A 14,277-nucleotide genomic window follows, 5' to 3' on the forward strand; every position below is an offset into this window, starting at 1 on the left:
CAAGGACGCCTCGACAGCACTCCGCGCCACCTCCGTAGAGCCCAAGTTGCTCATCCAGATCCCTCCCGCAGCAATGCGGGCAAACGCGCGGCCAAACCGCCGATGTCACCGGCGCCAGAGACGATCAAGATGTCGCCGTCTCGAGCCAGATTCGCAATCAGACCGGGCACGTCCTCCAGATCCTGCGCGAAGACCGGATCGAGCCCACCTCGAACGCGAATCGCCCGACTCAGAGCCCGTCCGTCCGCACCAGTAATGGGTGTCTCGCCCGCGGGGTAGACCTCGCAGAGGACCAGTGCATCCGCGGTCGACAGCACCTCGACGAAATCCTCGAACTGCTCCTGGGTGCGGGTGTAGCGATGCGGCTGGAAGACGAGCACGACCCGGCGGTCGGGCCAGCCCTCGCGCGCGGCCGCCAGGGTCGCCGCCAGCTCGCGCGGATGGTGGCCATAGTCGTCGACCAGGAGTAGCCGACGATCCGCGGCATCCTGGATCTCGGTCGCCACGAAGCGTCTGCCGACCCCCTGGAATTCGGAGAGCGCGCGCCGAATGGCCTCGCCGTCGACGCCCAGCTCCAGGGCAACGGATACGGCCGCCAGGGCGTTCAGAACATTGTGCCTGCCCGGCAGATTGAGCGTCACGGGGAGCGGCTGATCGAGGTCATCGCAGTGGACCAGGAATGCCGTCCGCATCCCCGTTTGGCGGATCTCGGAGGCCCGCACGTCGGCCTCGGGCCTGGTGCCATAGGTGCGCACGGGACGCGAGACCTGAGGCAAGAGCGCACGCGTTTCCTCGTCATCGATACAGAGCACCGCCAGACCGTAAAAGGGCAGGTGGTGGAGGAACTCCATGAAGGAGCCACGCAGCCGAGTGAAGTCGTTCTCGTAAGTGCCCATGTGGTCTGCGTCGATGTTGGTCACGATCGACACCATCGGCTGCAGATAGAGAAAGGAGGCGTCGCTCTCGTCGGCCTCTGCGACCAGGTACTTGGTCGTGCCGAGCTTGGCGTTGGCCCCCGTACTGTTGAGCTGCCCACCGATCACGAAGGTCGGATCCAAGCCGCCCTCTGCAAGGACGCTTGCGACCAGGCTGGTGGTCGTGGTCTTGCCATGGGTGCCGGCAATGGCCACGCCATAGTAGAAGCGCATCAGCTCTGCGAGCATCTCGGCGCGCCGCACGATCGGGATTCGCGAACGGCGCGCCTCCTGGATCTCCGGATTGGACTCGTCGATCGCCGTGGAGACGACGACGGCATCCGCCCCGCTCACCAGATCGGCAAGGTGCCCGATGAATACCTCAACGCCCAGTCGCCGCAAACGCTGCGTGACCTTGCTCTCGCGCAGGTCGGAGCCGGCGACCTCATAGTCCAGGTTCGCCATCAGCTCGGCGATCCCGCTCATCCCCGCACCGCCGATCCCGATGAAGTGCAGGCGACGCACTCGCCCCATGTTGGCCGCCGTATGCTGGAGATGCGCATTCATGAGCCGCGCCCCCCAGGCAACTCTTTCAGCCTCTCATCGGCCCCGGAGCGACTGCCATCAGCGAGCTCCAGACAGGCGGCGGTGATACGCGCCGTCGCCTCCGGCTGCGCACGCGAGCGCGCTGCCTCGGCCATCGTGCGAAGCCGCGTGCGATCCCCGAGCAGCTCGGCGAGCAGCGCCGTCAAGCCCGCTGCCGTGAGCTCATGCTGCACAACCAGATGCGCGGCGCCGACATCGGCGAGATAACGGGCATTGCCGACCTGGTGATCGTCGACCGCGAAGGGATAAGGCACGAGCACGGAGCCGACACCGGCCGCGGCCAGCTCGGACACCGTCAGGGCGCCGGCGCGACACAGGACCAAGTCCGCCCAGGCATAGGCCTCCGCCATATCGCGGATGAAGGGCGTGACCTCGGCGTCGACACCCGAGGCCGCGTAGGCGGCTCGCGCGACCTCCAAGGTACGCTCGCCGGCCTGATGCCGAATCTGCGGGCGCGCTTGCGCCGGCAGCGCGGCGATGGCCAAAGGCACCGTCTCGTTCAAGACCCTGGCTCCGAGCGATCCCCCCAGCACGAGCAAGCGCGCCGGACCCGCGCGCCCGGCGAAGCGCTCCGCCGGCGCAGGCAGCTCGGCAATCGCTTCCCGGACGGGATTACCCGTGAGGACCGCGTGACGGGAGGCTGGGAAACTGCCGGGAAAGGCCTCGAAGACGCGCGTCGCCATTCGGGCCAGCCATTGATTCGTCATGCCCGGCACGAAATTCTGCTCATGGATCACCAGCGGCAAGCCGAGCGTGCGCGCCGCCAAGCCGCCCGGCCCGGATACGAACCCGCCCATGCCAAGGACCAGGTCGGGCCGCCGGCGCCGGAAGATCCCGCGCGCCTGGGAGAGCGCGGCCAACAGCTTGGCCGGGGCCTTGAGGACTTGCGCCAGCCCCTTGCCGCGCACGCCCTCGATACTCACCCATTCCATATCGAAGCCATGCTCGGGCACCAGCCGCGACTCCATCCCGGCATGCGTGCCGATCCAGAAAACGTCCGCGCCCTGCCGACGCAGCCGCTCGGCCACGGCGAGCGCAGGAAAGACATGACCGCCGGTGCCACCGGCCATGACGGCTAAGCGCGTACCCATCTCAGCCCCCGTTTGGGTCCGCCCTCGAGCTCGAGCTGACGCACCAAGAGATCGATCCGCAGCAGGATGGCGATCGCCATGCAGCCCACGATGAGACTGTTGCTGCCATAGCTGAGGAAGGGCAGCGTCAGCCCTTTCGTGGGCAGAATACCGACGTTGACGCCGATATTGACGAAGGCCTGCAGGCCCAGCCAGACGCCGATCCCTTGAGCGACATAGGACTCGAAGGGACGCTTGACGGCCTCAGCGCGCACGCCGATCGAGAGCGCCCGCCAAGTCACGAAGGCTAAGGCCGCAATCAGGACCGTCATGCCGAGCAGCCCAAGCTCTTCCCCGATCACTGCGGCGATAAAGTCCGTGTGCGCCTCGGGAAGAAAGAACTGCTTCTGAATCCCATTACCCAGCCCGACACCGAGCCACTCCCCGCGACCGAAGGCGATGAGCCCTTGGCTGAGCTGATAGCCAGAGGCGTAGGGGTCTTGCCAGGGATCGAGGAAGGCCGTGACCCGAGCCCAGCGATAGGGCGACAGCACCACCAGGGCGACCAGCCCGGATGCGATCACACCGAGCAGCAGAATGAAGGGCATCAAGCTGGCGCCGCCGAGATAGAGCAGGGCCATCACGGTCGCGATCATGACCGCCGCCGTCCCGAAGTCCGGCTGCATGAGGATCAGGGCCGCGGCGATGCCGATGAGGATCATCGGCCGGATGAAGCCTGAGATCTGGCTCGCCATCTTGTCGGCGTGCCGCACCATGTAGCTCGAGACATAGAGGATGGCGAACAGCTTGACCAGCTCAGACGGCTGCAGATTCAGCGGCCCGAGAGGAATCCAGCGAATCGCGCCGTTGACCTCGCGGCCAATGCCGGGGATGAGCACCAGCACCAGAACGCCAATGCTGGCGAGGAAGATCCAGGTCCCATAGCGCTCCCACCATGCCGTCGGGACGCTGTAGGCCACAAAGCCCGCAGCCAAGGCCAAGGTCAGCGCCATGGCATGACGCATGGTGTAGAAGAAGGGATCTCCGCAGCACCGCTCCGCGATCGACATCGACGCCGAGGAGACCATCACCAGCCCGAAGGCGAGCAGCCCGAGCGCGCAGAACAGCAAGGGGTAGTCAAAGGTCGCAGTGCGCTCCCGGCGACGCTGTCCGGGATGCCGCGAGCGAACGGCAGCGGTCATAGGCTCAGCCTCCGGACGGCATCGGCGAACACCTGGCCGCGATGCTCGTAGCTATCGAACATATCGAAGCTGGCGCAAGCGGGCGACAGGAGCACAGCGTCTCCAGCCTCGGCCAAGGCTGCGGCCTGAGAGACTGCGTCGGCCATGTCGGTCGCACGCGCAACCGGCGCGGCGCCGGCGACCGCTTCTTCGATCAAGGGCGCATCTCGGCCGATCAGCACTAGGGCCCGCGCGGCGCGGACGACTGCGGATCGCAGGGGCGCAAAATCGGCGCCCTTGCCATCCCCACCCGCGATGAGGACGACGCGACCGGCGGAGCCCTCAGGCACCAGCCCCTCCAAGGCAGCGATGGTCGCGCCTGGATTGGTGCCCTTGGAGTCGTCATACCAGCGCACCCCAGCGTGATCCGCGATCAGCTGGCTGCGATGCGGAAGTCCGGGGAAGCGTCGCAGCGCCTCGCAGGCGGCCTCCATGGGAAGACCGGCCGCGCTCGCCAGCGCAAGCCCAGCCAGGGCGTTGGCGAGGTTGTGGCGCCCGGGGATGAGGACCTCGTCGGCTTGCATCAGCGGCTCGACGCCGCGGCAGACCCAGAGCCTGTCTTCCAGGCGCCGCAGCCCGAAGTCGCCTGGCTCCGGGGCACCGAGCGTGAAGCCGACCTCCCGCTCGGCCGCGCGCGGCATGGCCGAGACCAAAGGATCGTCCCGATTGACCACCGCCACCTGCGCGCCGCCATAGATCCGCGCCTTGGTCGCAGCATATGCAGCCAGGTCGGGATAGCGGTCGAGATGATCCGCGGAGACGTTCAAGACGGCTGCCACGGCAGGCTGCAGACCCGGAGCGGTCTCGAGCTGAAAGCTCGAGAGCTCGACCACATAGAGGTCGACGGCATCCTCGATGAGATCCAGGACGGGCTCCCCGAGATTGCCGCCGACGGCCACGGAGCGCCCGGCCAAGCGGGCCATGAGGCCGACCAGGGAGGTCACGGTGCTCTTGCCGTTGGAGCCGGTGATCGCACAGAGCGGGGCCTGCGCCTCACGCGCGAACAGCTCGATATCGCCGATCACCGGCACACCGCGCGCAATCGCCTGCTGAATCAGGGGCTCCGCGATCGGCACCCCCGGGCTCACGACGAGCTCGGAGGCGGATGCGAAGACATCGGGCTCGAACCCACCGATGAAGGCGGCGACCTCCGGCATCTCGGCCTGCAGGGCATCGAGCCCCGGCGGACGCTCGCGGCTGTCCGTCACCGCCGCGACGACCCCCTTGGACTTTAGATAGCGCAAGCACGAAAGACCCGTCTTCCCGAGACCGACCACGAGCGTCTTGTCCTGGGATGCGGCAGGCCGAAATGCGTGCATTGCGCTCGTCTGAGACATCATCGCTGGCTACCTGATCTTCAGACTCGCAAGGCCAATGAGAACGAGGATCACGGTCACGATCCAAAAACGCACGATCACGCGGGGCTCGGGCCAGCCCTTGAGCTCGAAATGATGATGCAAGGGCGCCATGCGGAAGATGCGCTTGCCGGTGAGCTTGAAGGACAGCACCTGCAGCATGACCGAGACGGTCTCCATGACGAAGACGCCGCCCATGATGAAGAGCACCAGCTCCTGACGTGCCGCCACCGCAACGGCGCCGAGTGCCGCGCCGAGGGCCAGCGCGCCCACGTCTCCCATGAAGACCTGCGCCGGGTAGGCATTGAACCAGAGAAAGCCAAGCCCAGCGCCCACGAGGGCACCGCAGAAGATGACCAGCTCGCCGACCTCGGGGATGTGCGGAATCAGGAGATAATTCGCGATCTGCGCGTGACCGGCCGCGTAGATGAAGATGGCCAGGGCCCCGGCAACCAAGACCGTTGGCATGATGGCGAGCCCGTCGAGGCCATCAGTCAGATTTACCGCGTTGCTGGCACCGACGATCACGAAATAGGTCAGCAGGATGAACCAGGGGCCAAGCTGAATGGCGAGGTTCTTCGTATAGGGGATGAGGAGCGCCGTCTCTGCGGGCGAGCTCGCGGCAGCATAGAAGGCGATGGCCGCCGCGAAGCCGACAAGGGTTTGCCAGAAATATTTCCAGCGCGCGATAAGGCCCCGCGGGTCGCGCAGGACCAGCTTCTTGTAGTCGTCGACCAGGCCGATGACACCGAAGCCCAGGGTCGTCAGCAGGACGATCCAGACATAGTGATTGGTCAAGTCCGCCCAAAGCAGGGTGGCGATGCCCACGGCGACCAGGATCAGGGCACCGCCCATGGTCGGCGTGCCGGACTTCGACAGGTGGCTCTGCGGACCGTCGTCACGCACGGTCTGGCCGATCTTATAGGAGCGCAGCCGGCGAATCATGGGGCGCCCGACCAGTAAGGCGATCAGCAGTGCGGTGAGCACACCCAAGATGGCGCGCAAGGTCAGATAGCGGAAGACGTCGAATCCGCTATGGACCTCGGCCAGCCACTCGGTCAAATACAGCAGCATTAAATTTCTACCCCGGCGCAGAGCGCCTCGACAACCTGTTCCATCCGCGCCAAGCGCGAGCCCTTGACCAGTACCGGATCCTCAGGTCCAAGCTCGGCGCGCAAATGCGCGACCAATTCGGCCTGATCGGAAAAATGTACAGCCCCCTCGCCGAAGGCCAGGGCCGCCGCCTCGCTCAGCGCCCCGACCGCCGCGAGCCGATCGACACCGGCGTCACGCGCCCGCTCGCCGATCTCCGCATGCAGCCTAGGGGCATCGACGCCCAGCTCGCCGAGATCTCCGATGACCAGCCAGCGGCGCCCCTCAAGCCCAGCCAGCACCTCGATGGCCGCCGCAATGGAGTCGGGATTGGCGTTGTAGCTATCGTCGATCATCGCCCGTCCGGCACAGGCACGCGGACAGAGGCGACCCTTCACCGGGGTGAGCGCGGCGAGTCCCTCTTGGATAGCCGCGTCCTGGATACCCAGGGAGGAGGCGACCGCCACCGCGGCGAGCGCGTTACGGACGTTGTGCCGCCCCGCGAGCCGGAGCGAAACTGGCAAGCCCGCCCCTTGGCGACACACCTCGAAAGCGGCCCGAAAGCCCTCGGCGCCCCAATCGATGCGCACTTGCTCAGGATCCGCGCTCACATCGCTCGCGGGGCCGAAACCGAAGGTGACCAGGCGCCGCCCAGCCGCAAGCTCACGCCAAAGCGGCAAGAAGCGCGAATCGCCATCGACCACGAAGACGCCTTCCTGGCCGAGTCCCTCTGCGATCTCGCCCTTCGCCCGCGCCACGCCCTCGACGCTGCCGAAACCTTCCAAATGGGCGCGTCCGGCATTGGTGATCAGGGCCACGTCCGGGCGGGCGATCGCCGTCATGTAGCCGATCTCGCCCGGATGATTCGCGCCCATCTCGAGCACCAGGTAATCCTCGTCGCGCGCGCTCAGCAAGGTCAGCGGCATCCCGATGTCGTTGTTGAGATTACCCTTGGTCGCGCGCACCCGGCCGCTGCGCGCGAGCACGGACGCCACCATCTCCTTTGCCGTGGTCTTGCCGTTGCTGCCCGTAATCGCCACGATCCTGCCGGCAAAGCGGTCGCGCCAGGCCGCCGCCAGGCGCCCGAGCGCCAGTCGCGTATCCTCGACGACCCACTGGGGAATCTCCAAGGGCAACGGGTGATCCACCATGGCGGCAGCTGCGCCAGCCGCCCGAGCCGCGGCGACATAGTCATGACCATCGAAACGCTCGCCCCGCAGCGCGACGAACAACTGACCGCTACAATCGGCGCGGGAATCCGTGCCCACGGACGTGAAAGGGGCGTCTCGCCCCTGCATCACCCCGCCCACGGCATCGATCGCCTGCGCCAACGACCACATCAGTGGTGACCCTCCCGCCATTCACGAAGCGCCTCGACCACTTGGGCCCGGTCGCTGAAATGGACCTTGAGCTCGCCCATATCCTGAACTTTTTCGCCCCCCTTTCCGGCGACCAGAATGGCATCGCCGACACCGGCTCGCGCAACGGCGATACGGATGGCGAGTCCGCGTTGACGCTCGACGATGGCCTTGTCCGGCCAAGTCAGGCCAGACAGGATATCGGCGACGATGCGCTCGCCTCCGGCATCGCGCGGATTGTCATCGGTGAGAATGACCTGGTCGCTGAGACGCTCGACGACACGGCCCGCCACGGGACGCTCGGCGACCGGCATCCTGCCGTCGCAGCCGAAGACGGTCATGAGCCGACGGAAGCCGTGACGCCTCAGACTCGACAGCGCACGCTCCAGCTCCATCGGAGTGCTAGCGGAATCGACCACGATCATGGGTGCGCCCTCGCCGCCGAAGCACTCCATGCGCCCCGGAACGCCGCGCACCAGCGCAAGCTCCCGAGCGGCGCGCTCGAGCGGCAGCCCCCGAGAGCACTTGAGCGCCAGCAGGGCGAGCATGTTGGCCACATTGAATTCGCCGATCAAGGCGACTTCCAGCTCCGCCGCTTGAGCCGTCGCCTCGCCCAGAGACCTGACTCGGACCCGCAGTCCCCGAGGTGTCGCATCGACGTGCTCTGCCGCGAGCCAGAGGTCGCAGCGCGCTGGCCGGCTGGCCCCTGAGAGGAGCGTGTAGCCGGCGACGCAGATCGCCGCCGGGAGCGCCTCGAGAAGGTCGCGCTGCGCAGGGTCGTCGAGGTTGACGACGACCCAATCGGGCGAGGGCGAAGTCGCGAGGCGGCACGCGATCCCTTGGGCGGCCGCAGCAGGTGAAGCATCCGCATCGAGATGCGTGAGCATTAGGTGGCTCAACCGCAGGGAGGCAGCGTCCGAGCGCGCGAGGCGCCCTGGCGAGAGCGCCATGGCGACGGCACGTGCCCCTCGCGCATGCAGTGCATTGAGACGCTGACGCACAGCCAAGACGTCGAGGCCGTCGGCACCGTCGATGACGCCGCAGGTCAGCTCCGATTCGAGCGCTCGCGAGACGAGATGGGAAAGCGTCGTCTTGCCAAGGCTCCCGCTGATCCCGAAGACTTCGAGCTGGCGACTGGGCCAGCCGAAAAAGCGATCCGCAAGCGTGGCGAGGTGGTGGCTCAGACCGGGCACCTGGATCACCGGCAGCCCAATCCGCTCGCGAGGCCCTGCGAGATCACCCAGGGACCATGCTTGCGCGGGATCCGCGAGCACAGCGACGGCACCAAGGCGCTGGGCCTCGGCAGCCTTGACCGCGTTTGGCGCGACCCGGCCCTCCAAATCGACGAGGAGGTCGCCGGGCGAGACCGCACAGCCGTCGAGCGCAAGACCGGAAACCTGACACTCGGCGAGACGGCCCTCGACCGCGCGAGACGCGACGAGCCCGGCGAGCAGATCACCGAGCTTCCAAGCGTGACCGAGCGGCGCCACCGCCGTCACTGCGCGGGCTCCCTGTGCGCCAGCAGCATGGAAGGCGTCGGGTCATCCGGCGGAACGTTGAAGAGTCGCAGCGCCCCTTGCATGACCTTCTGGAAGACCGGAGCGGCCACGGTGCCGCCGTAATAGGACTTGCCGCCCGGCTCATCGATCATCACCACCATCACCAGGCGGGGCTGTCCGGCTGGGGCAAAACCGGCAAAGACGGACTGGTAGCGACGACCACGATATCCGGATTTACCCGCTTTCTTGGCCGTCCCCGTCTTCCCGCCAACGCGATACCCCGCAATCTTGGCCTTGACGGCCGTGCCCTCGTCGGACACCACGGTCTCCATCATCGCGCGCACCTTACGCGCGGTCGCCGGGCTCAGCACCGAGGTGCCCGCCAGCGAAGCCAGCGACTCCGGGTCGCGCTTGAAGAGCGAGACCGGCCGTTTGACACCGTCGGCTGCGAGGACGCTGTAGGCTTGCGCCAGCTGCAGCGCCGTCACCGAGAGGCCATAGCCGAACGCCATGGTGGCATGCTCGAACGGCCGCCAGCTGCTGTAATGGCGCAGCAAGCCGCTGCTTTCGCCGGGAAAGCCAACGCCGGTTGGACGGCCGAACCCCACCCCGTCGTAGATATCCCAGAGGTCGGCGTAAGCCATGCGCTGGGCGATCTTGACCGCGCCGACATTGCTGGATTTGGTGATCACGCCCGTGACATCGAGCGTCCCGTAGTTGTGGACGTCGCGCACCACATTGCGGCCGACCTTATAGAAGCCCGGACCAGTCGCGACCGGGGTGCGCGGCGAGATCAGACGCTTTTGCAGCGCGGCGGCCACGACCAAGGGCTTCATGGTCGAGCCAGGCTCCATGACGTCGGTGAGCGCGCGGTTCCTCCGGCGCTCGATGCCGCCAGTGCGATCCATGTTGGGGTTGAAGCCCGGCTGATTGACCATGGCGAGCACCTCGCCGGTGGCGACATCCAGCACGACGGCGGTACCCGCCTTGGCGCGGTGCTCCTTCACCGCCGCCTCGAGCTCTCGATAGGCGAGGAACTGAAGGCGCCGATCAAGGCTCAAGGTCAAATCCGTGCCGGAGCGCGGCGGACGAATCTGCTCCACTTCTTGGACGATGCGACCGCGGCCATCTCGAATCACGCGATGCAGGCCGGGCTCGGCCTTCAGCACCTCGTCGTACGCCAGCTCGATGCCTTCCTGACCGCGATCCTCGATGTTGGTGAAGCCGATGACGTGGGCGAAGAACTCGGCGCCTGGGTAATAGCGACGGTATTCCTTCTCGAAGCCAATGCCCTGCAGCTTCCGCTCGGCGACGACGGCCTTAGCGGCATCCGCCTCGCTGAAGCTGACGCGACGTTTGAGATAGATGAAGCGACGCTCCCAGTTGGCGAGCACCTTCTCGCGAAGCTTGGCGGCATCCATGTCCAAGGCAGACGCCAAGGCAGGTAGCGCGTCCAGATGTGCGCTCAGCCTGCTCGGATCCGCCGACACGGTCTCGACCGGCGTGCTCACCGCGAGCGGCTCGCCGTTGCGATCGGTGATCATGCCGCGCCGGGCCGCGATCTCCGCCGCCCGCAGGTGCCGCAGCGCGCCCTGCTCTTGCAGGAAGTCCGTCTCGATGACCTGGCGATAAAAGACCCCAGTGGACAAGGTGACGAGCGCCACCGACAGGGCGGCGGTCAGCACCTTGCGCCTCAGCACCAGGTTCGGCTTGGACCTCCGACTCGCAACCCGTCTTCCGCGGCGGCTATGGGTGGCCATGACCAGTATCCTCGATCAGCAGTACGTCACCGACTCTGGGAGCGAACATACCGAGCTCGCGCCTTGCCTTGCGCTCGACGCGCGCATGAGTTGAAAGCGCAGCCTCTTCCAGGCGCAGGCGGTTCCATTCGACATCAATGGCGTCGCGCTGACCCCTCAGGTCCTGCAGTTGTGCGAAATGGATTCTCGTCAGGTATTTGGTGTGCACCACGCCGATCGCCGCAAACAAAACGGCGACGGCGAGTCCCGCTAGCGTCACGAGATTGCTGCGCGTCATGACAATCTCTCCGCCACCCGCATCACGGCGCTCCGCGCCCTCGGATTGCCGGACACCTCCTCGGCAGAGGGGCGCCCGACCTTGCCCAATGCCCGCAAACGCCCCCGCGCCTGCGCCGCTTGGACAGGAAGCCCCTTCGGCAGGCGCGGACCACGCGCCTCGTCGCGGATGAAGCGCTTGACGATGCGATCCTCTAACGAATGGAAGCTGATCACCACCAAGCGACCTGCGGGATCAAGCAAATCGCATACCTGATCGAGGCAGCGGGTCAAGGCGCCGAGCTCGTCGTTGACCCGGATGCGCAGGGCCTGGAATGTCCGCGTGGCCGGGTGCTTGCCGGGCTCTCGGGTGGGGACGGCGCGCGCGACCAGCTCCGCGAGCTGGGACGTCGTCTCGATCGACTGCTCGGCCCGCGCCTGCACGATCGCTCGAGCGATACGCCTGGCGAACCGCTCCTCGCCGAGATCGCGCAGCATGGCCTCGATCTCGCCCTGACCCGCCGAGGCGAGCCAAGCAGCGGCGGAGAGACCGGTCTGCGGGTTCATGCGCATGTCCAAAGGCCCATCGGCACTGAAGCTGAATCCCCGCTCCGGCTGGTCCAACTGAGGCGACGACACCCCCAGATCCAGCAGGATCCCGTCGACGCGATCAAAGACACCGGCCTCCCGCAGCAGATCATGAATCGCCTCGAAAGAGCCGTGCACCATGCAGAAGCGTCCATCCTCTCGCGCGAGCGCTTGCCCCACGGCAACCGCCTCCGGGTCGCGATCCATGGCGATCACGCGGCCCTCGGCGCCCAAGCGCTGCAGAATCGCGCGGCTGTGACCACCGCGGCCAAAGGTGCCGTCGACATAGACCCCATCCGGGCGGACCACCAGTGCAGACACGCTTTCCTCCAGAAGTACCGACCTATGCTGCAAGCGAGTGCTCTCTCTCGTTCGATCAGCTGTGGCAAACCGCAGCCAAGGGGGCCGCCGGAAGGCCTTGTCGCATCCCAGCCATGCGCGCCATCACCTGGCAGGCAGGCCAGAAAACCCGTCGTCTGCCCCGACTTTGACCATTAAAGAGTCAGGGAGCCAAGCCCTGCCTCCAGGGCCAAATCACCAATGGCCGCATCGTTCAGGGCCGCCTCGTTTCGCGCGTGCCACGCCTGCTCGTCCCAGAGCTCGAACTTGATGCCTTGACCGACGAAGGCGACACGTTTTTCCAGTGAGGCGAACTCACGTAGGTACTGGGGGAGGAGGATGCGCCCCTGGGCGTCCACGTCCACTTCTTGTGCGTTTCCGACGTAGAGACGCTGCAGAGAGCGCGCAGTGGGATCGAGAGCGGGGAGCGCGGAGAACTTGCGCTCAATGACTTCCCATTCCGGCTCCGGATACAGCAGCAGACAGCGATCCCGGTCGACGGTCACGACCAAATGGGAATCGCACATCTCCTGCAAGGGATCGCGATGCTTGGATGGAATCGCGAGCCGCCCTTTTGCATCCAGATTGACAATGGAAACCCCCCGAAACACCGGCGCACCTCTCAGCGATCCGCCTTAGGCAAAAAGCCCCCCGATTCCCCACTCTCTCCCACTTCGGTTTCATGTTAGAGAGGGCTTGCCTCAACGTCAAGGAATCCTCGCGCTTTATTCTTGATAGTCAGCAACTTACAGACCAAACCTACCTCAAGCGCACAACAAAAGAAAAGGCCTTCATGATCAGGAGCATCAAGGCAAAAGCTCACAAAGCGCTTGAGGAAAGCGACGCAACGAGCGAAGAAATCGAGTAGTGATTGCGGACCAGAGAAATGGCCGCAAGAAAGGGAGGCGGAGGGAGGTGGGAGTCAGCCGATAAGCCGGGTTCTGTCGAGGACAGTCATTCGTCTAGATCGCACGTCACCGCGCGACTCAAGCGACCTACCCGGGGACACGCGCGGGCCGCGCGCCGCGGCCAAGGCCGCAAGTCCCCCTATTTGGTCTTGCTCCGGGTGGGGTTTACCCTGCCACTGATGTTGCCACCAGCGCGGTGCGCTCTTACCGCACCATTTCACCCTTACCGCCCGTCCGGAAACGGGGTTGGCGGTATATTTTCTGTGGCACTTTCCGTGGATTCGCATCCCCCAGGCGTTACCTGGCACCCTGCCCTATGGAGCCCGGACTTTCCTCCCCTCCCCGGATGGGAAGGAGCGACTGCCTGGCTGACTCCTGCGTGGGATGATACTAAAGAAGCACTTGGGCTGTCTCGCCTCAGTCACCAGCATCGCCGCCAGCCGCGTCGAGCCCGAGCTCGAGCCCCAGCCGATAGAGGCGATTCTTCTTGGCACCCGACAGCCGCGCCGCGACGACCGCCGCCTGACTCAAGGGCAGCGCGTCGCACAGGACACGCAGTACGCGCTCCAGCTCGACACGATCTTCGGAGCCCGAGCATGCTTGACGACCCTCTACCAGCAGCACCAGCTCGCCCAGGCGCTGAGCGGCGTCCGCCTCCAGCTGAGCGATGAGCTCGCCAGGATGCCCGGTCAGGAAGATCTCGAAACGCTTCGTCAGCTCGCGGGCGATGACAGAGCGCCGATCGGCGCCGAGGGTGTCGCGAACATCGGCGAGGGTCGCCATGACCCGCTTGCCGCTCTCGTAGAAGACCAGCGTCCCTGGCTCGTCGGCAACCGACTCCAGCAAGGCGCGGCGCTGACTTGCGCCCCGCGGGGGAAAACCGAGAAAGAGGAAGCGATCGCTCGGCAGGCCCGATGCCGAAAGCGCACAGGTGAGTGCCGAGACGCCAGGCACGGGCACCACGGTCAGACCGCGCGCGCGCGCCGCCGAGACCAAGCGGTAGCCCGGATCGCTGATCAGGGGAGTCCCAGCATCCGACACCAAGGCGATCTTGGCCCCGCCTTCCAGGTCGCTAGCCAGTCGGGCGGACATCGTCTCCTCGTTATGCTCGTGGTAGGCGACGAGCTTGGCCGCAATGCCCAGATGCCTGAGCAGCTTGAGCGTCTCGCGCGTGTCTTCGGCGGCGATCAAATCGACCTCGCTCAAGAGCTTACGCGCGCGGTCAGTGATGTCGCCCAGATTGCCGATCGGCGTAGCGACCACGTATAGTACCCCGGCTTCTTGCGGCATCT

At 66.1% G+C, this 14,277-nt stretch carries 12 protein-coding genes and 1 other RNA gene; all 13 read right to left on the reverse strand.

The features are described from left to right. Window positions 1–50 precede the first annotated feature (50 nt). Window positions 51–1,481 (reverse strand): UDP-N-acetylmuramate--L-alanine ligase, encoded by a 1,431-nt coding sequence (gene murC / locus G3446_RS08780; protein WP_164452457.1) that lies wholly within the window; start codon window positions 1,479–1,481, stop codon window positions 51–53. Further along, on the reverse strand, window positions 1,478–2,611 hold the full coding sequence (murG, locus tag G3446_RS08785) for an undecaprenyldiphospho-muramoylpentapeptide beta-N-acetylglucosaminyltransferase (RefSeq protein ID WP_164452458.1): 1,134 nt from the start codon (window positions 2,609–2,611) through the stop codon (window positions 1,478–1,480). Before murG ends, murC begins: the two co-directional genes overlap by 4 nt. Next, on the reverse strand, window positions 2,596–3,792 hold the full coding sequence (gene ftsW / locus G3446_RS08790) for a putative lipid II flippase FtsW (RefSeq protein WP_164452459.1): 1,197 nt from the start codon (window positions 3,790–3,792) through the stop codon (window positions 2,596–2,598). The genes murG and ftsW overlap by 16 nt, the downstream gene beginning before the upstream one ends. Further along, window positions 3,789–5,150, reverse strand: a complete 1,362-nt coding sequence (gene murD, locus G3446_RS08795; RefSeq protein ID WP_164452460.1) for a UDP-N-acetylmuramoyl-L-alanine--D-glutamate ligase — start codon at window positions 5,148–5,150, stop codon at window positions 3,789–3,791. Before murD ends, ftsW begins: the two co-directional genes overlap by 4 nt. 27 nt (window positions 5,151–5,177) lie before the next feature. Next, window positions 5,178–6,260 carry a phospho-N-acetylmuramoyl-pentapeptide-transferase gene (gene mraY, locus G3446_RS08800; protein ID WP_164452461.1) on the reverse strand — a complete coding sequence of 361 codons (1,083 nt, stop codon included), beginning with the start codon at window positions 6,258–6,260 and terminating at the stop codon, window positions 5,178–5,180. Further along, window positions 6,260–7,618, reverse strand: coding sequence for a UDP-N-acetylmuramoyl-tripeptide--D-alanyl-D-alanine ligase (locus tag G3446_RS08805; RefSeq protein WP_164452462.1), 1,359 nt, complete (start codon window positions 7,616–7,618; stop codon window positions 6,260–6,262). The genes mraY and G3446_RS08805 overlap by 1 nt, the downstream gene beginning before the upstream one ends. Continuing rightward, window positions 7,618–9,135, reverse strand: coding sequence for a Mur ligase family protein (locus G3446_RS08810; RefSeq protein ID WP_342450074.1), 1,518 nt, complete (start codon window positions 9,133–9,135; stop codon window positions 7,618–7,620). Before G3446_RS08810 ends, G3446_RS08805 begins: the two co-directional genes overlap by 1 nt. After that, entirely contained in the window at window positions 9,132–10,895 is a 1,764-nt protein-coding gene (locus G3446_RS08815) for a peptidoglycan D,D-transpeptidase FtsI family protein (protein ID WP_164452463.1), read from the reverse strand. The genes G3446_RS08810 and G3446_RS08815 overlap by 4 nt, the downstream gene beginning before the upstream one ends. After that, window positions 10,882–11,172, reverse strand: coding sequence for a cell division protein FtsL (ftsL, locus tag G3446_RS08820; protein WP_164452464.1), 291 nt, complete (start codon window positions 11,170–11,172; stop codon window positions 10,882–10,884). Before ftsL ends, G3446_RS08815 begins: the two co-directional genes overlap by 14 nt. Further along, window positions 11,169–12,092 carry a 16S rRNA (cytosine(1402)-N(4))-methyltransferase RsmH gene (gene rsmH, locus G3446_RS08825; RefSeq protein ID WP_164452465.1) on the reverse strand — a complete coding sequence of 308 codons (924 nt, stop codon included), beginning with the start codon at window positions 12,090–12,092 and terminating at the stop codon, window positions 11,169–11,171. Before rsmH ends, ftsL begins: the two co-directional genes overlap by 4 nt. A 140-nt stretch (window positions 12,093–12,232) precedes the next feature. Next, a complete protein-coding gene (gene mraZ, locus G3446_RS08830; protein ID WP_164452466.1) occupies window positions 12,233–12,688 on the reverse strand; it encodes a division/cell wall cluster transcriptional repressor MraZ in 456 nt (151 codons plus the stop codon). Between the two features lie 303 nt (window positions 12,689–12,991). Next, window positions 12,992–13,361: RNase P RNA component class A (gene rnpB / locus G3446_RS08835), an RNA gene on the reverse strand. A gap of 41 nt (window positions 13,362–13,402) precedes the next feature. Then, window positions 13,403–14,275 (reverse strand): 16S rRNA (cytidine(1402)-2'-O)-methyltransferase, encoded by an 873-nt coding sequence (gene rsmI / locus G3446_RS08840; RefSeq protein WP_164452467.1) that lies wholly within the window; start codon window positions 14,273–14,275, stop codon window positions 13,403–13,405. Between the last annotated feature and the right edge of the window lie 2 nt (window positions 14,276–14,277).

The organism is Thiorhodococcus minor (assembly GCF_010820565.1).
In the GTDB taxonomy this organism is placed as follows: Bacteria; Pseudomonadota; Gammaproteobacteria; order Chromatiales; family Chromatiaceae; genus Thiorhodococcus; species Thiorhodococcus minor.